The 16,910-nt window shown below is 66.5% G+C and carries 14 protein-coding genes; 1 reads left to right on the forward strand and 13 read right to left on the reverse strand.

All coding sequences use genetic code 11. The features are described from left to right. Positions 1 to 6: 6 nt before the first annotated feature. The 13 genes from clsB to AC1Z3W_RS34100 all read right to left on the reverse strand — a co-directional run bounded on the left by clsB (position 7) and on the right by AC1Z3W_RS34100 (position 14,799). Positions 7 to 1,281, reverse strand: a complete 1,275-nt coding sequence (gene clsB / locus AC1Z3W_RS34040) for a cardiolipin synthase ClsB (RefSeq protein ID WP_057926589.1) — start codon at positions 1,279 to 1,281, stop codon at positions 7 to 9. Continuing rightward, a complete protein-coding gene (gene nudB, locus AC1Z3W_RS34045) occupies positions 1,278 to 1,772 on the reverse strand; it encodes a dihydroneopterin triphosphate diphosphatase (RefSeq protein ID WP_057926588.1) in 495 nt (164 codons plus the stop codon). The genes clsB and nudB overlap by 4 nt, the downstream gene beginning before the upstream one ends. 156 nt (positions 1,773 to 1,928) lie before the next feature. Continuing rightward, positions 1,929 to 3,731, reverse strand: a complete 1,803-nt coding sequence (aspS, locus tag AC1Z3W_RS34050) for an aspartate--tRNA ligase (RefSeq protein WP_057926587.1) — start codon at positions 3,729 to 3,731, stop codon at positions 1,929 to 1,931. Positions 3,732 to 3,798: 67 nt separating this feature from the next. Continuing rightward, on the reverse strand, positions 3,799 to 4,449 hold the full coding sequence (locus tag AC1Z3W_RS34055) for a DUF502 domain-containing protein (RefSeq protein WP_175825015.1): 651 nt from the start codon (positions 4,447 to 4,449) through the stop codon (positions 3,799 to 3,801). A 61-nt stretch (positions 4,450 to 4,510) separates the two neighbouring features. Continuing rightward, on the reverse strand, positions 4,511 to 4,852 hold the full coding sequence (locus AC1Z3W_RS34060) for an FmdB family zinc ribbon protein (RefSeq protein WP_175825014.1): 342 nt from the start codon (positions 4,850 to 4,852) through the stop codon (positions 4,511 to 4,513). Positions 4,853 to 4,948: 96 nt separating this feature from the next. After that, positions 4,949 to 5,575 (reverse strand): class I SAM-dependent methyltransferase, encoded by a 627-nt coding sequence (locus AC1Z3W_RS34065; protein WP_057926584.1) that lies wholly within the window; start codon positions 5,573 to 5,575, stop codon positions 4,949 to 4,951. A gap of 17 nt (positions 5,576 to 5,592) precedes the next feature. Next, complete coding sequence (ubiB, locus tag AC1Z3W_RS34070) at positions 5,593 to 7,170, reverse strand: ubiquinone biosynthesis regulatory protein kinase UbiB (protein ID WP_124833625.1); 1,578 nt, start codon at positions 7,168 to 7,170, stop codon at positions 5,593 to 5,595. Between the two features lie 12 nt (positions 7,171 to 7,182). Further along, positions 7,183 to 7,809, reverse strand: coding sequence for a ubiquinone biosynthesis accessory factor UbiJ (locus AC1Z3W_RS34075; protein ID WP_057926582.1), 627 nt, complete (start codon positions 7,807 to 7,809; stop codon positions 7,183 to 7,185). Positions 7,810 to 7,971: 162 nt separating this feature from the next. Next, positions 7,972 to 9,006, reverse strand: a complete 1,035-nt coding sequence (locus AC1Z3W_RS34080; RefSeq protein ID WP_483509391.1) for a Tim44 domain-containing protein — start codon at positions 9,004 to 9,006, stop codon at positions 7,972 to 7,974. Between the two features lie 41 nt (positions 9,007 to 9,047). Next, positions 9,048 to 9,779, reverse strand: coding sequence for a bifunctional demethylmenaquinone methyltransferase/2-methoxy-6-polyprenyl-1,4-benzoquinol methylase UbiE (gene ubiE / locus AC1Z3W_RS34085; RefSeq protein WP_124833622.1), 732 nt, complete (start codon positions 9,777 to 9,779; stop codon positions 9,048 to 9,050). Between the two features lie 52 nt (positions 9,780 to 9,831). Then, positions 9,832 to 10,245: a gamma-butyrobetaine hydroxylase family protein gene (locus AC1Z3W_RS34090; protein WP_014896073.1), complete on the reverse strand. Its 414-nt coding sequence runs from the start codon at positions 10,243 to 10,245 to the stop codon at positions 9,832 to 9,834. Continuing rightward, the gene (locus AC1Z3W_RS34095) at positions 10,242 to 10,685 is read right to left on the reverse strand and encodes an HIT family protein (protein WP_057926678.1); all 444 of its coding nucleotides are present in this window, start codon (positions 10,683 to 10,685) and stop codon (positions 10,242 to 10,244) included. The genes AC1Z3W_RS34090 and AC1Z3W_RS34095 overlap by 4 nt, the downstream gene beginning before the upstream one ends. Before the next feature lie 85 nt (positions 10,686 to 10,770). Beyond that, on the reverse strand, positions 10,771 to 14,799 hold the full coding sequence (locus AC1Z3W_RS34100) for a DUF3683 domain-containing protein (RefSeq protein WP_057926579.1): 4,029 nt from the start codon (positions 14,797 to 14,799) through the stop codon (positions 10,771 to 10,773). Between the two features lie 576 nt (positions 14,800 to 15,375). On the opposite strand from AC1Z3W_RS34100, the gene ilvA reads away from it, so the two are divergent. Next, entirely contained in the window at positions 15,376 to 16,899 is a 1,524-nt protein-coding gene (gene ilvA, locus AC1Z3W_RS34105) for a threonine ammonia-lyase, biosynthetic (protein WP_483509392.1), read from the forward strand. Positions 16,900 to 16,910 lie beyond the last annotated feature (11 nt).

Raw genomic sequence — 16,910 nt, forward strand, 5'->3', positions numbered from 1 at the left:
TCCGTGTCAGTCGTAACCGCCGACCGTCAGCGCCTTCATCACGATGCGGTACGTGTTGTACGCGAGCCAGTTCAGCATACGCTCGATGCGCGGCCGTGCGGCGTACCGGGCGGCGTCGATTTCGCGGCCTTCGGAGAACGCGGCCGCGATCGCGTCGCGCAGCTCGTTGGTGATCGCGTCGTAGCGCACCAGCACGACATTGGCCTCATTGTTCAGCATCAGGCTCAGCGCATCCAGGTTCGACGAACCGACGGTTGCCCAATTGTCGTCGATCACCGCGACCTTGCCGTGCAGGATCGTCTTGTCGTATTCCGCCACGCGCACGCCTGCGCGCAGCAGCGCGTGATACAGGAACGGCACGGCCGTATCGAGCGCCGTGAACTCCTTGCGGCCGATCAGGATCCGCACGTCGACGCCGCGCCGCGCGGCGCCCGTCAACGCACGGCGCAGCTTGCGGCCCGGCATGAAGTACGGGTTCGCGAGCAGGATCCGGTGACGCGCCTGGCCGATCGCGGCGAGATACGCCTTCTCGATCGCGCGGCGGTTCACGACGTTGTCGCGCGCGACGAACGCGACGCTCGGCTCGGTGACGACCCGCAGCGCGCCGGCTTTGATCCACCGGTGGCTGCGCATCCAGCGCCGGAACATGTCGGGAAACGCTTCGCCGCCGTGCAGCCCGGCCGCGTACTGCGCGTACGGCTTGTGGCCGAACTGGATCCGGTGCCACTGCAGCTCCAACGCAGCGCGCACGTCCGACACCGCCGGCCCGGCCATCTCGACCGCGAAATCCCAGCGCGGAAACGGCAGCGTCGCGCTGCCCTGCGTGTAATCGTCGACGATGTTGATGCCGCCGCAGAACGCGACCGCATGATCGATCACCGCGAGCTTGCGGTGCGTACGCGAGAAGCCGAAACGGCCGAACAGGAAGCGGTTGTAGATGCAGTGCTCGACGCCGGCCTCGGCCCACGTGTCGAACAGCGGCAGGCGCGCGGTGCCGATGCCGTCGGTGATCACGCGCACGCGCACGCCGCGCTGTGCCGCGCGGATCAGCGCATCCGACACCGGCCGGCCGGCCGCGTCGTCGCAAAAAATATAGGTTTCGAGCATCACCTGCTCGCGCGCCGCATCGATCCGCTCGATCAGCGCGTGGAAGAATTCGCTGCCGGTCTCGCACAGGCGCACGGTGTTGCCCGCCGTGAATGCGAGCCGCGACGCGGAGCCGCGCTCCTGCAGGAACATCTGCCGCAATTGCGCGAAGCGCTTGCGGGTTTCCGCATTCATGCGGACGAGCCGTGCGGCGCCCGCGCGAGCGACACACGCACGGGCAATTGCAGGATCGCTTCGGCGTTCGACGGCGAGAAGCAGCGCTCGGCCGCTTCGCGGAACGGCAGCCACGCGTAGTCGACGTGCTCGCGCGGCGACAGCGTCACGTCGACGCGGTGCGGCACGCACAGGCCGAACCAGTGCTCGACGTTGCGCGTGACGCCCGGCGCATAGCGATGCAGGTATTGCGGATAGATCGTGTATTCGATCCGGTGGTGCCAGTCGATCAGCGCGGTGGCCGGCACGTCGTGCGACCCGACCGCGATGCCGGTTTCCTCGACGACTTCGCGCGCGGCCGTGAGCGCAAGCGGCTCGTCGAGCGTGTCCTTCGATCCGGTCACCGATTGCCAGAAATCGGGCTGATCGGCACGCTTGATCACCAGCACGTCGAGGTCGGGCGTGTAGATCACGACGAGAACGGATTCGGGGATTTTCGGCGGCTTCGTCATCTTTGTTTCATGCGGCACAGGGCCGTGTCTCGGGCTGCACCCGAACGTGCGGCAAGTGCTGCGACTGTACCGCAAAAAACGAAAAAGGCGCACCACGGCGCCTTTTTCGTTGGGTTGTCGTGCGCGCGTCGCCGCGCACACGACCTGCGACAAGCGTTACGCCTTCGGCTGTTCCGGCTGACGCAGACGGATGTGCAGCTCGCGCAGCTGACGCTCGTCGACCGGGCTCGGCGCCTGCGTGAGCAGATCCTGCGCACGCTGCGTCTTCGGGAACGCGATCACGTCGCGGATCGAATCGGCACCGGCCATCATCGTGACGATGCGGTCGAGACCGAATGCGATACCGCCGTGCGGCGGCGCGCCGTACTGCAGCGCATCCAGCAGGAAGCCGAATTTCAGCTGCGCCTCTTCCGCACCGATCTTCAGCGCGCGGAATACCTTGCTCTGCACTTCCTCGCGGTGGATACGCACCGAGCCGCCGCCGATTTCCCAGCCGTTCAGCACCATGTCGTAGGCCTTCGCGAGGCAGCGGCCCGGATCGGTCTCGAGGTACTCGAGGTGCTCGTCCTTCGGGCTCGTGAACGGGTGGTGCGCAGCGACGTAGCGCGCATCCTCGTCGTCGTATTCGAACATCGGGAAGTCGACGACCCACAGCGGCTTCCAGCCGGCCTGGACGAGGCCGTTCGCCTTGCCGAATTCCGAATGGCCGATCTTCAGGCGCAGCGCGCCGAGGCTGTCGTTGACGACCTTCGCGCGGTCGGCCGCGAAGAAGATGATGTCGCCGTCTTCAGCGCCGGTGCGCTCGAGGATCGCCGCGATCGATGCGTCGTGCAGGTTCTTGACGATCGGGCTTTGCAGGCCGTCGCGGCCCTTCGCCTTCTCGTTGACCTTGATCCATGCGAGGCCCTTCGCGCCGTAGATGCGCACGAATTCGGTGTAGCCGTCGATGTCGCCACGCGACAGCTCGCTGCCCTTCGGCACGCGCAGCGCCGCGACACGGCCGTCCTTCGCGTTGGCCGGCGTGCTGAACACCTTGAAGTCGACGTCCTTCATCGCGTCGGTCAGCTCGGTGAACTCGAGCTGCACGCGCAGGTCCGGCTTGTCCGAACCGAAACGCGCCATCGCTTCCGAGTACGGCATCACCGGGAATTTCGCGTCGAGTTCGACGTCGATCGTCGTCTTGAAGATGTGACGGATCATGTCTTCGAACAGGTCACGAATTTCCTGCTCGCCGAGGAACGACGTCTCGCAATCGATCTGCGTGAATTCCGGCTGGCGGTCGGCGCGCAGGTCTTCGTCGCGGAAGCACTTGGTGATCTGGTAGTAACGGTCGAAGTTCGCGACCATCAGCAGCTGCTTGAACAGCTGCGGCGACTGCGGCAGCGCGAAGAACTGGCCTGCGTTCACGCGCGACGGCACGAGGTAGTCGCGCGCGCCTTCCGGCGTGCTCTTCGTCAGCATCGGCGTTTCGATGTCGATGAAGCCCTGCTCGTCGAGGTACTTGCGCGCTTCGATCGCGACGCGGTAGCGCAGGCGCAGGTTGTGCTGCATCTGCGGACGGCGCAGGTCGAGCACGCGGTGCGTGAGGCGCGTCGTTTCCGACAGGTTGTCGTCGTCGAGCTGGAACGGCGGCGTGATCGACGCGTTCAGCACGATCAGCTCGTGGCACAGCACTTCGATCTTGCCGCTCTTCAGGCCCGCGTTGACCGTGCCTTCCGGACGGTTGCGCACGAGACCCTTGATCTGCACGCAGAACTCGTTGCGCACGCCTTCGGCGGTCGCGAACATTTCCGCGCGGTCCGGGTCGCACACCACCTGCACGAGGCCTTCACGATCGCGCAGGTCGATGAAGATCACACCGCCGTGATCGCGGCGGCGCTGCACCCAGCCGCACAGCGACACGGTTTGGCCCAGCAGGTGTTCGGTCACGAGACCGCAGTATTCAGTACGCATCGACATGATGTTTGCTTTCGTTCGGTTTGATCAACGGGTGCCGCAACGCGCGGCCCGGGCGATGATTCTTTACTTACAGCGGCGGCTCGACGGGACGGCGGGCGGGCGCCGGAGCCGGCGCCGGAGGCGCCACGACGCCCATCGAGACGATGTACTTGAGCGCGGCATCGACCGACATGTCGAGTTCGATGACTTCGCTCTTCGGCAGCATCAGGAAGAAGCCCGACGTCGGGTTCGGCGTCGTGGGCACATACACGCTCACGTACTCTTCCGTCAGATGGTTGACCACGTCGCCGCCGGGCGCGCCGGTCAGAAACGCGATCGTATACGAGCCGCGACGCGGGTATTCGATCAGCAGCGCCTTGCGGAACGCGTTGCCGCTGCTCGACAGCAGCGTGTCCGACACCTGCTTGACGCTCGTGTAGATCGGCCCGACGACCGGGATGTGACGCACGACCGCGTTCCACCACGTGACGAGCTTCTGGCCGATGAAGTTCTGCGTGGCCAGCCCGACGACGAAGATGAACGCGAGCGTCAGCACCGCACCGATCCCCGGCAGGTGGAAGCCGAGCATCCGCTCCGGCTGCCACGATTCGGGCAGCAGCAGCAGCGTCTGGTCCATCGTGCCGATGATGAGGCCGAGCACCCACAGCGTGATCGCGAGCGGGACGAGAACCAGCAGGCCGGTCAGAAACACCGATTTCAGGGTCGTCTTTTTCATCATCTGCCGTCAATGAACCGCGCCGGAAGCGCGGTGTGGACGCAGCCCGGCCGGGCCGCGACTGTCAACTGCCGGCGGCGGGCGCTGCAGCCGGGGCGGGCGCGGCGCTCGTCGTCGTACTTTCGGAACTCGCGGCAGCGGGCGCGGCTGCCGCGGGCGCTGCGGCCGGTGCTGCAGCACCCGTGTCGCCGGACGCCGTCGCCGGCGCGCTGGTGCCGCCCGAGCCACCACGGAAATCGGTGACATACCAACCCGAACCCTTCAGCTGGAAGCCCGCAGCAGTGACCTGCTTGCGAAATGCATCCTTCCCGCATTCCGGGCACTGCGACAGCGGCACGTCGCTCATCTTCTGGAGCACGTCCTTCGCGAAACCACACGCTTCGCATCGATAGGCGTAGATCGGCATGATATTTTTTCCCGCAGAAACTGGAAACGGCTTGCAAAACCTTGAATTATAGCCGAAACCCCGGCGCGCTCCGGTAACGGTCGCGACGCCCGGGCTTCAGCGACGGCGCCATGTGAGCCAGCGCTCGTGCCCTTCGAACACGGCCAGCGAATCGGTCACGGGCAGATCCTCGATCAATTCGAAGTGCGGCGCGAGCAATGCCTCGAGTTCGGCGCGCTCGATGCCGAACGGCGGTCCTTTCGGTTTCTTCGTCACGAAGAAATAGCCGGCGAGCAACGCGCCGGTGGGCAGCAGTTCGGCCATCCGCGCCGCATAGCGGGCGCGCAGGCTCGGCGGCAACGCGCACAGGAACGCGCGCTCATACACCCACTGCACGTCGAACGGCGGCTGGTACGCGAAGAAATCGGCCTGCTCGACGACGTCCGCATGCGCGCCGAGTTGCGCCTTCGCGGCCGCCACCGCCTGCGCGGCGAAATCGATTGCGCGCACCGGCCAGCCGGCCTGCGCGAGCCAGCCGGCCTCCTGCGCACTGCCGCAGCCGGGAATCAGCACCGCACACGGCTCCCGCCGCTGCGCAAACGCGCGAAACCCCTCCGGCACGCCGCCGAATTCCCACGGCGTCACGCCGCGCGCGAAACGCTCGTCCCAGAACGATGCGTTGCCGGGGTCGCGCGTCGCGAAATCGGCGGCGCCGGGTGCGACGGGTTGCTTCGGTTCGGACATCGCCCTGCTCCTTTCGGTCACGCGCCGTATGCGAGCGCGAGCAGCACGCGCGCGACGAGCGCACCGACGCCGACGGCAAGACCGAAGATCAGCAATGCCTGCAGCAGCCGGTTGGTACGTTTCTGCTCGACGAGGATCTGACGCATCAAGTCCTCGCTCGCCGCACGCGGCGCGTCGTGGCGCGCCGCCATCGCGTGGTGGATCAAGCGCGGCAGTTGCGGCAACGTCTTGCTCCATTGCGGCGCCTCGACCTTGAAGCGCTCGTACCAGCCGCGCAGGCCGATCTGCTCGGTCATCCAGCGCTCGAGGTACGGCTTCGCGGTCTTCCACAGGTCGAGTTCGGGGTCGAGCGAGCGGCCGAGCCCCTCGACGTTCAGCATCGTCTTCTGCAGCAGCACGAGCTGCGGCTGGATCTCGACGTTGAAGCGGCGCGACGTCGAGAACAGGCGCATCAGCACCTGGCCGAGCGAGATGTCCTTCAGCGCGCGGTCGAAATACGGCTCGCACACCGCGCGGATCGCGCTTTCGAGTTCCTCGACGCGCGTCTCGGGCGGCACCCAGCCCGATTCAAGGTGCAGCGTCGCGACGCGGTGGTAATCGCGCTTGAAGAACGCGAGGAAGTTCTGCGCAAGGTAGTTCTTGTCGAAATCCGACAACGCGCCGACGATCCCGAAATCGAGCGCGATATAGCGGCCGAAGGTCTTCGGGTCGAGGCTCACCTGGATGTTGCCCGGGTGCATGTCCGCATGGAAGAAACCGTCGCGGAACACCTGCGTGAAGAAGATCTCGACACCTTCGCGCGCGAGCTTCTTGATGTCCACGCCCGCGCTGCGCAGCGTCTCGACCTGGCTGATCGGCACGCCGGTCATGCGCTCCATCACGAGCACCTGCGACGTCGAGAAATCCCAGAACATCTCGGGCACGAGCAGCAGGTCGAGGCCCGCGAAGTTGCGGCGCAGCTGGCTGCCGTTCGCGGCCTCGCGCATCAGGTCGAGCTCGTCGTGCAGGTACTTGTCGAATTCGGCAACGACTTCGCGCGGCTTCAGGCGCCGCCCGTCGGCCCACATGCGCTCGGTCCAGATCGCGATGTCGCGCATCAGCGCGAGGTCGGAGTCGATCACGGACAGCATGTTCGGGCGCAGCACCTTGACGGCGACCGCCTTGCCCGCATGCACGCCCTGCTTGAGTTTCGCGAAATGCACCTGCGCGATCGACGCGCTGGCGACGGGCTCGCGCTCGAATTCGTCGAACAGCTCGTCGACCGGCGCACCGAGCGACTTCTCGATGATCCCGATCGCGACCGCCGAATCGAACGGCGGCACCTGGTCCTGCAGCTTCGCGAGCTCATTCGCGAAATCGACCGACAGCAGGTCTCGGCGCGTCGACAGCACCTGGCCGAACTTCACGAAGATCGGACCGAGACTTTCGAGCGCGTGGCGCAGCCGCACGGCGGGCGGATCGGAGTAGCGACGGCCGATCGTCGTGATCCGCAGCAGCAGCTTCACGCGCCGGTCGTCGATCCGGGACAGCATCACCTCGTCGAGGCCAAAGCGGATGACGGTGTAGACAATCTTGATGAAACGGAAAATGCGCATGCCCTGCGGCCCTCAGTGCGCGCCGCGCGGGCCGGAACCCGTGCGCGCGCCGATTTTTTGTTCGAGTCGCTCGACCCGCTTTTCGACCCGCGCGAGCGCATCGCGCGCACGCGCCAGTTCGGCGTCGAAGCCGCCGAGCGCCGTGCGCCGGACGACTTGCGGGTTCTCGTCGAGCCAGTACTCGGCGACGGAATCGAGCACGTTGCGGCCGGTGCGGCGCGCGCGTGCGCCGGCGTCGCGCACGACCGTCGCGATCCGGTATGCCGCCGCGTCGCCGACCAGCTTCGCGAGATCTTCCTCAGGTTCCCAGCGCAGATGCTCGGCCAGCTTCGCGATCTGCGTCGCGAACTCCGCGTCGCCCTCGATCTTCACGTGCTTCATCACGGCCGCCTGGCCGCCCTGCAGGAATGCCGCAACGGTGTCGCCCGCGAGCGCGATCGACACGTCGACGTGTTGCGCATCGTGCGCTTCCACCGCGGACAGGTAACCGTCGGGCTGCACGAGCAGTGTGAGCGTGACGGGGGGCACGTCGATCCGGGCAGTCTTGCCCACATAGGGAATCAGGCGGTCGCGCGCCCATGATTCGCGCGCGAGCAGGTGATTGACAGCAGCAGCAAAAGGCTTGGCGGCAAAGGTCATCGGGCTGGGAAAGAAAAACCCGCGCAGGCCGGACGCCTACGCGGGTTTCTATTGTAACGTCGGATCGTCGGCAGACCGCGGCCAACCGCACACCCGGGCGGCAAGCGGTCGCAGTGCGGCGGCCGTCGCCCGGGCAGCCGGCAAGCCGGCCGCCGGTCACGCTCAGTGCGTGTTGATCTGCTGGATACCCGCGAGCAGCCAGCCCTGGCTGCCCGACTTCGACAGGTTCCACACCTCGTCGAACGGCGCCGCCGACGCATTCGCCGACTCGCGGATCAGCCCGTGGAAGCGCACGCTCGCCGACTGCTCGATGCCGCGATCCTCGATTGCGACCAGTTCCGCGTCGAGCTGCACAACGTCGGTCTGGTTCGCCTCGTTGCCGCGCGAGTCGAGATCGATCTTGATCTCGGCGAACATTTCCGGCGTCGTGAACTCGCGGATGTCGGCCAGGTTGCCCTGGTCCCATGCCGCCTGCAGGCGCACGAAGTAGACCTTCGCGCTACGCAGGAACGCTTCGGTATCGAAGCCGGCCGGCACCTGAAGCGGTGCGGCCGCCATCGCGCCCGCCGCGCCGGCGGCCGCCGCGCCGCCGCCGAACACGCCCTGCGCTTCGTTCGCATAGCTGCTGCCGCTGCCGGCATAGTTGCTGCCCGTGCCGTTTTGCTGGAACGACGGGCTCTGCGAGTAGCCGCCCGACGACGAGGCCGAGCCGCCCGCCGAGTACGCCGGTTCCTGCGGACGGCGACGGTTCATGAACTTGCGGATCAGCCAGATGCCGACCATCGCCAGCAGCGCGATCACGATGACGTTCGCCATCATGCTCGCGAACGCGCCACCCAGGCCGAAGTGCGACAGCAGCGCCGCGATGCCGAGGCCGGCCGCGAGACCGGCGATCGGCCCGAGCCAGCGCGAGCGATTGGACTGCGCGGCCGGTGCCGGTGCGGCCGGGTTCGCGCGCTGCGCCTGCGCCGGCGCGGCCTGCTGCATCGGCTGCTGCGCGGGCGGCGTGGCCTGGCGCTGCGTGACGGTGGAGCTCTGACGGCCGATGCTGCGCCCACCGCCCATGCGCTTGGCCTCGGCGTCGAGCGATGCGAACGTGCCGGCCGTGAGCAGGCCGACCATCAGCAGCGTGCCGACCCGTCGAGCCCACGGCTTCGACGGCTTGCTACGGTTGAACAACGAACGCGATTCGGACATCAGCTTCTCCAGATGTAAGACAAATGTATGGAAAGAACCCCTTAGTACTTGGTTCCTAGGTGTAAAGCTACCACGCCACCTGACAAATTGTAATATTTGACGGCATCGAGGCCCGCTTGTTCCATCATCGTCTTCAGCGTGTCTTGATCAGGATGCATCCGGATAGATTCGGCAAGATACCGATAACTTTCAGCATCTTTCGCGAACTTGTCGCCAAGCCACGGTAATACTTTGAAAGAATACAGATCGTACGCTTTTTTCAGCGGATCCCAGACTTTCGAGAATTCCAGCACCATCACGCGGCCGCCGGGCTTCGTCACACGGCGCATCTCGGCGAGCGCGGCGTCCTTGTGCGTCATGTTGCGCAGCCCGAACGCGACCGTGACCACATCGAAGTAGTTGTCCGGAAAGGGAATTTTCTCGGCATCGCACAGCAGCGACGGCGTCACGATGCCCTTGTCGAGCAGCCGGTCGCGGCCGACGCGCAGCATCGATTCGTTGATGTCGGTGTGCCAGACTTCGCCCGTCGGGCCGGCCGCCTTCGCGAACGCCTTGGTCAGGTCGCCCGTGCCGGCCGCGATGTCGAGCACCTTGAAGCCGGGGCGCACGTTCGCCTGCGCGATCGTGAACGCCTTCCACGCGCGGTGCATGCCGGCCGACATCAGGTCGTTCATCAGATCGTAGTTGCTCGCGACCGAATGGAACACGCCCGCCACTTTCTTCGCTTTTTCGTTTTCCTCGACGCTTTCGAAGCCGAAGTGGGTTTTGCTCATCGCGTTGATCCTCAGTAAATGGCAAGACGGCGCCGAGCGGGCGCCGTCGATTTCAGTGGCAGTGGCCGTGCGGCGCGGGGGCCGCCTGCATCGGCGCGTCGCGCTCGACGCCCGCCGCCTTCAGTTTGTCGAAATAGTCGCGCCACAGCGCGTCCTGCTGCGTCGCCAGTTCGTACAGCAGGTCCCACGAGTAGATGCCGGTCGAATGGCCGTCGGAGAACGTCGGCTGCAGCGCGTAGTTGCCCACGCCCTCGAGCGCCGTGATCGTCACCTCGCGCTTGCCCGTCTGCAGCGTCTCCTGGCCGGGCCCGTGGCCGCGCACCTCTGCCGACGGCGAATAGACGCGCATCAGCTCGAACGGAATCCGGAAACTGTCTCCGTTCGGGTACTGCAATTCGAGCACGCGCGACACCGCGTGCACGACGACGCCGGACGGAATCGGCGTCGTGGAAGTCAAACCGCTCATGGCTGCCTCGGATCGGTCGTTCGTTGAATTTCCTCGCGCACCGCATTGTGCAGCAGCGAGGCCTGCGCCGCGCGCGTGCGCAGCAGCGCCTCGGACACGCCGCGCTGGCGCGGCGCCCAGACGGGCTGAGGAAAATGGGCGTCGTTCGAGAAGCGCGGGATCACGTGCCAGTGCACGTGCGGCACCATGTTGCCGAGGCTCGCGAGATTCACCTTGTTCGGCTGCATCACGCGGCGCACGGCCCGCTCCACCGCGTACACCACGCGCATCAGATGTGCCCGCTCAGGCTCGCCGAGATCGGAGAACTCGGCCACGTGCGTGCCCCAGATCACCCGGCAGAAGCCCGGGTACTCGTGCTCGCCCGTCGCGAGGACGACGCGCAGCATGTCGTCCTGCCAGAGCACCTCGCCGCCGTCTTCACGGCAAAACACGCATTCCATCGTCGCTCCCATGTGGACGGGCGCCGTCGCGTGTGCGACGGCGCCCGCTCGTCCCTGGCCCGGCCGGGCGGCCGTCATGCCCGCATTAGACCAGCACGCGCTCGATCCCGCCATTGTTCGCGTGTGCGACATAGTCGGCCATCCAGTTCTCGCCGAGCACCTGGCGCGCGATTTCGACCACGATGTAGTCGGCCTCGATGTTCGCGTCCTCGTTGTAGCGCGACAGGCCCTGCAGGCACGATGGGCAGCTCGTCAGGATCTTGACGTCCGGGCCGTTCGCGGCCGCGGCCGCGGCCGGCGCCGGCGCATCGCCGGCCACGACCGGGATGCTGCGCAGCTTCGCGGCACCCTTGCGGATTTCCTCTTCCTTGCGGAAGCGAACCTGCGTCGACACGTCCGGGCGCGTGACCGCGAGCGTGCCCGATTCGCCGCAGCAACGCTCGTTCTTCTCGATCTTGTAGCCGTCCTTCTCCGCACCCATCAGCTCGTTGACGAGCTTCACCGGGTCCATCGTCTTGATCGGCGTGTGGCACGGGTCGTGATACATGTAGCGCGTGCCCGTCACGCCGTCGAGCTTCATCCCCTTCTCGAGCAGGAACTCGTGGATGTCGATGATCCGGCAGCCCGGGAAGATCTTGTCGAATTCGTAGCCGGCGAGCTGGTCGTAGCACGTGCCGCACGACACGACCACCGTCTTGATGTCGAGGTAGTTCAGCGTGTTCGCGACCCGGTGGAACAGCACGCGGTTGTCCGTGACGATCTTCTCGGCCTTGTCGTACTGGCCCGAGCCGCGCTGCGGATAGCCGCAGCACAGGTAGCCCGGCGGCAGCACCGTCTGCACGCCCGCCTCCCACAGCATCGCCTGCGTCGCGAGCCCGACCTGCGAGAACAGGCGCTCGGAGCCGCAGCCCGGGAAGTAGAACACCGCTTCCGAATCGACGGTCGTCGACTTCGGGTTGCGGATGATCGGCACGATCTTGTTGTCCTCGATGTCGAGCAGCGCGCGCGCCGTCTTCTTCGGCAGGTTGCCCGGCATCTTCTTGTTGACGAAGTGGATCACCTGCTCGACCACCGGCGGCTTGCCGACCGTCGCCGGCGGGTGCTGCGTCTGCTTCGTCACGACCTTCTTCAGCATGTCGTTCGCGAAGCGCTGCACCTTGTAGCCGACGCCCATCATCACGCCGCGCGCGATGTTGATCGTCTGCGGGTTGGTCGCGTTCAGGAAGAACATCCCCGCCGCATTGCCGGCGTTGAACTTCTTCTTGCCCATCTTGCGCAACAGGTTGCGCATGTTCATCGTGACGTCGCCGAAGTCGATCTTCACCGGGCACGGCGTCGCGCACTTGTGGCACACCGTGCAGTGGTCGGCCACGTCGTTGAACTCGTCCCAGTGCTTGATCGACACGCCGCGGCGCGTCTGCTCCTCGTACAGGAACGCCTCGACCAGCAGCGACGTCGCGAGGATCTTGTTGCGCGGGCTGTACAGCAGGTTCGCGCGCGGCACGTGGGTCGCGCACACCGGCTTGCACTTGCCGCAGCGCAGGCAGTCCTTCACCGAATCGGCGATCGCGCCGATGTCGGACTGCTTCATGATCAGCGACTCGTACCCCATCAGCCCGAAGCTCGGCGTATACGCGTTGCGCAGATCGGCGCCTTCGAGCAGCTTGCCCTTGTTGAAGCGGCCGTTCGGGTCGACACGCTGCTTGTATGCGCGGAATTCGGCGATCTCGTCGTCGGTCAGGAACTCGAGCTTCGTGATGCCGATGCCATGCTCGCCGGAAATCACGCCGTCGAGCGAACGCGCGAGCGTCATGATGCGTGCGACCGCCGCGTGGGCGTCCTGCAGCATCTCGTAGTTGTCGGAGTTGACCGGCAGGTTGGTGTGGACGTTGCCGTCGCCCGCGTGCATGTGCAGCGCGACGAACACGCGACCGCGCAGCACCTGCTTGTGGATCGCCTGCGCCTCGTCGAGGATCTGCTTGAACGCGCCGCCGTTGAAGATCGCGCGCAGCTCCGCGCGGATCTCCTGCTTCCACGAGATGCGGACCGTGCGGTCCTGCGTGATGTGGAACACGGTCGCGCCCGGCTGCTCGTCCGCGCGGTCGGCGAACTTCTCGGCGAGCGCCTCGTAACCGAGCTGCACGAGATAGTGCTGCGCCTCGCGCAGCGGCTGGTCTAGCCGGTCGCGCACGAATTCCCAGCGCGCGCGCACGCGCTTGAGCAGCTCCAGCGCCTGCTGGACGCGGTCTTCGAGCAGCTCGGCGCTCGGGATCTCGTTCGCGTCGTCGGTCTTGCCGAGCGGCAGGTTGCCGGCGCGGAAAAACGCTTCCAGCGCATCGACCAGCTGCAGCTTGTTCTTCAGCGACAGCTCGATGTTGATCCGCTCGATGCCGTCGGTGTACTCGCCCATCCGGTTCAGCGGGATCACGACGTCTTCGTTGATCTTGAACGCGTTCGTGTGCTTCGCGATCGCGGCCGTGCGGCTGCGGTCGAGCCAGAAGCGCTTGCGCGCCTCGGCGCTCACCGCGACGAAGCCTTCGCCGCTCTTGCCGTTCGCCATCCGGATCACTTCGGACGTCGCGTGCGCGACCGCATCGGCGTCATCGCCGACGATGTCGCCGATCAGCACCATCTTCGGGAATGTGTTGCGCTTGCTCTTGGTCGCGTAGCCGACCGCGCGCAGATAGCGCTCGTCGAGGTGCTCGAGGCCCGCGAGGATCGCGCCGCCCTGCTTCGACGTCTCGAACAGGTAGTCCTTGATCTCGACGATGCTCGGGATCGCCTCGCGCGCCTGGCCGAAGAATTCGAGGCAGACGGTGCGCGTGTGCGCGGGCATCTTGTGCAGCACCCAGCGCGCCGACGTGATCAGCCCGTCGCAGCCTTCCTTCTGCACGCCCGGCAGGCCGGCGAGGAACTTGTCGGTCACGTCCTTGCCGAGCCCTTCCTTGCGGAACCGGCGGCCTTCGATCTCGAGCATCTCGCTCTTCAGCAGCTTCTCGCCCGGCGCGTAGGCGCCGTCGAACCACTTCAGCTCGAAGCGCGCGACCGCGATGTCGTGGATCTTGCCCTGGTTGTGCTCGTGGCGCGTGACTTCGAGCCAGTTGCCGTCCGGGTCGACCATCCGCCACCAGGCCAAGTTGTCGAGCGCAGTGCCCCACAGCACGGCCTTCTTGCCGCCCGCGTTCATCGCGACGTTGCCGCCGATGCACGATGCGTCGAGCGAGGTCGGATCGACCGCGAACACGTAGCCGGCCGCTTCGGCCGCCTCCGTCACGCGGCGCGTGACGACGCCCGCGCCGGAGAAGATCGTCGGCACCTTGTGCGCGACGCCCGGCAGCTCGGTCAGCTCGACCGCGCCGAGCTGTTCGAGCTTCTCGGTGTTGATCACCGCGGAGAACGGCGTGAGCGGCACCGCGCCGCCCGTGTAGCCGGTGCCGCCGCCGCGCGGGATTACGGTCAGGCCGAGCTCGAAGCAGGCCTTGATCAGCGCCGCGATCTCGGCCTCGGTATCGGGGGTCAGCACGACGAACGGGTATTCGACGCGCCAGTCGGTCGCGTCCGTCACGTGCGACACGCGCGACAGTCCGTCGAAGCGGATGTTGTCCTTCTGCGTGCAGCGGCCGAGTGCCTTGGTCGCACGGCGGCGCAGGTCGGCCATCTTGTCGAACTCGTCGGCGAACTCGTTGACCGCGCGCTGCGCGGCGGCCTCGAGCATCTCGACGCGTCCGGCGCGTTCGCGGCCTGCGTCGTCGTGGTGCGCGGTCAGGTCGGCACGGCGGCGCTTGCCGATCTCGGTCAGGCGGTGGTTCAGCGCCTCGATCAGCAGCGCGCGACGCTTCGGGTTGTCGAGCAGGTCGTCCTGCAGGTACGGGTTGCGGCGCACGACCCAGATGTCGCCGAGCACTTCATACAGCATCCGTGCCGAGCGGCCCGTGCGGCGTTCGGCGCGCAGCTCGTCGAGTACCGACCACGCCTCCTCGCCGAGCAGGCGGATCACGATCTCGCGGTCGGAGAAGGACGTGTAGTTGTAGGGAATCTCGCGCAGTCGGGGCGCGGGGTCGGCGGCGACGGCGGCGGCCGCGCCATGCGGATCGAAAACTTGTGGTGCGTTCATGTTCGGACGACTCGGAGGGCCGATACACCGTGCACGGGCGTCGGCAAGCGCGTAGGCGCAATCTTGGGGAAATCTGTTCTGGTGCCAGGCGCGCGACTATCTCGCATGGGGCCGGAGCGGGACTGGACTCACCGTTCCTGGCCGGCAGGGCCTGGCGGCACTCGGAGCCATCAGCACGATCGCGCGCGGCGCGCATGCCGCTCCGCCGCGGGGCTGGCTGCACGCGGCGTCGGCTTCAACGGGGCGATCCGAGGGTGCCTCTGCATCTTCCGATCCTTGATTCAAAACGGAATTCTAACCCATGATCGGGTCTTCCGTGGCACGCCGGACAGGTCGTGGGGCTTTCGCCGCAACCCGCGCCGGGCCTGGTTCGGCACGGTTTTGCGCCGACATTCGCCGTCCGTCCGGTCGGTAACCGTGCGGTTAAACCGGTAAAAAAGGACACTCCACCCTTCAAACACGCCCGCCGGCGCGGTTCCGCGCCCGTGCACCCGGCATGCCGCTTGCATGCGGGCGGACCCTTGGCGCTATCATTGATCCTTTACCGTCTGCTTTCCGCACCGCACGCGAGCGCCCATGGCATCCCACGATTACCTGAAGAAAATCCTCACTGCGCGCGTCTACGACGTCGCGCTCGAGACGGAACTCGAACCCGCCCGCAACCTGTCGGCCCGGCTGCGCAACCCCGTTTACCTGAAGCGCGAGGACAACCAGCCGGTGTTCTCGTTCAAGCTGCGCGGCGCGTACAACAAGATGGCGCACATTCCGGCCGCCGCGCTCGCGCGCGGCGTGATTACGGCATCGGCCGGCAATCATGCGCAGGGCGTCGCGTTCTCGGCGTCCCGGATGGGCATCAAGGCCGTGATCGTCGTGCCCGTCACGACGCCGCAGGTGAAGGTCGATGCGGTTCGCGCGCACGGCGGCCCGAGCGTCGAGGTGATCCAGGCGGGCGAGTCGTACAGCGATGCGTACGCGCACGCGGTGAAGGTGCAGGCGGAACGCGATCTCACGTTCGTCCACCCGTTCGACGATCCGTACGTGATCGCCGGCCAGGGCACGATCGCGATGGAAATCCTGCGTCAGCACCAGGGCCCGATTCACGCGATCTTCGTGCCGATCGGCGGCGGCGGCCTCGCGGCCGGCGTGGCCGCGTACGTCAAGGCGGTGCGGCCGGAGATCAAGGTATTCGGCGTGCAGGCCGAGGATTCGTGCGCGATGGCGCAGTCGCTGCAGAAGGGCGAGCGCGTCGAGCTGGCCGAGGTCGGCCTGTTCGCGGACGGCACCGCGGTGAAGCTCGTCGGCGAGGAAACCTTCCGGCTCTGCAGCGAATTCCTCGACGGCGTCGTGACCGTCGACACCGACGCGCTGTGCGCGGCGATCAAGGACGTGTTCCAGGACACGCGCAGCGTGCTCGAGCCGTCCGGCGCGCTCGCGGTCGCCGGCGCGAAACGCTATGCGGAACGCGAAGGGATCGAGAACCAGACGCTCGTCGCAGTCACGTCCGGCGCGAACATGAACTTCGACCGGATGCGCTTCGTTGCCGAACGCGCGGAAGTCGGCGAGGCGCGCGAAGCCGTGTTCGCGGTCACGATCCCCGAGGAGCGCGGCAGCTTCAAGCGCTTCTGCTCGCTCGTCGGCGACCGCAACGTGACCGAGTTCAACTACCGGATCGCCGATGCGCAGTCCGCGCACATCTTCGTCGGCGTGCAGATCAAGCGGCGCGGCGAGTCGGCCGAGATCGCCGCGAACTTCGAATCGCACGGCTTCAAGACCGTCGACCTGACGCACGACGAGCTGTCGAAGGAACACATCCGCTACATGGTGGGCGGCCGCTCGCCGCTCGCGCTCGACGAACGCCTGTTCCGCTTCGAATTCCCGGAACGGCCGGGCGCGCTGATGAAGTTCCTGTCGTCGATGGCGCCGGACTGGAACATCAGCCTGTTCCACTACCGCAACCAGGGCGCGGACTACAGCTCGATCCTCGTCGGGCTGCAAGTGCCGCAGGCCGATCGCGCCGAGTTCGAACGCTTCCTCGCTGCGCTCGGCTATCCGTATGTCGAAGAGAGCGCCAATCCGGCCTACCGCCTCTTCCTGTCGTAAAGGCTTCGTGC

It is taken from the genome of Burkholderia sp. 10_S31, assembly GCF_056930375.1.

Coding starts and splice junctions, on each gene's coding strand:
- ilvA (WP_483509392.1), top strand. CDS start 15,376: ATGGCATCCCACGATTACCTGAAGAAAATCCTCACTGCGCGCGTCTAC.
- AC1Z3W_RS34090 (WP_014896073.1), bottom strand. CDS start 10,245: ATGAGCGGTTTGACTTCCACGACGCCGATTCCGTCCGGCGTCGTCGTG.
- ubiE (WP_124833622.1), bottom strand. CDS start 9,779: ATGAGCAAAACCCACTTCGGCTTCGAAAGCGTCGAGGAAAACGAAAAA.
- aspS (WP_057926587.1), bottom strand. CDS start 3,731: ATGTCGATGCGTACTGAATACTGCGGTCTCGTGACCGAACACCTGCTG.
- ubiB (WP_124833625.1), bottom strand. CDS start 7,170: ATGCGCATTTTCCGTTTCATCAAGATTGTCTACACCGTCATCCGCTTT.
- AC1Z3W_RS34095 (WP_057926678.1), bottom strand. CDS start 10,685: ATGGAATGCGTGTTTTGCCGTGAAGACGGCGGCGAGGTGCTCTGGCAG.
- AC1Z3W_RS34075 (WP_057926582.1), bottom strand. CDS start 7,809: ATGACCTTTGCCGCCAAGCCTTTTGCTGCTGCTGTCAATCACCTGCTC.
- AC1Z3W_RS34065 (WP_057926584.1), bottom strand. CDS start 5,575: ATGTCCGAACCGAAGCAACCCGTCGCACCCGGCGCCGCCGATTTCGCG.
- clsB (WP_057926589.1), bottom strand. CDS start 1,281: ATGAATGCGGAAACCCGCAAGCGCTTCGCGCAATTGCGGCAGATGTTC.
- AC1Z3W_RS34100 (WP_057926579.1), bottom strand. CDS start 14,799: ATGAACGCACCACAAGTTTTCGATCCGCATGGCGCGGCCGCCGCCGTC.
- AC1Z3W_RS34055 (WP_175825015.1), bottom strand. CDS start 4,449: ATGATGAAAAAGACGACCCTGAAATCGGTGTTTCTGACCGGCCTGCTG.
- nudB (WP_057926588.1), bottom strand. CDS start 1,772: ATGACGAAGCCGCCGAAAATCCCCGAATCCGTTCTCGTCGTGATCTAC.
- AC1Z3W_RS34080 (WP_483509391.1), bottom strand. CDS start 9,006: ATGTCCGAATCGCGTTCGTTGTTCAACCGTAGCAAGCCGTCGAAGCCG.
- AC1Z3W_RS34060 (WP_175825014.1), bottom strand. CDS start 4,852: ATGCCGATCTACGCCTATCGATGCGAAGCGTGTGGTTTCGCGAAGGAC.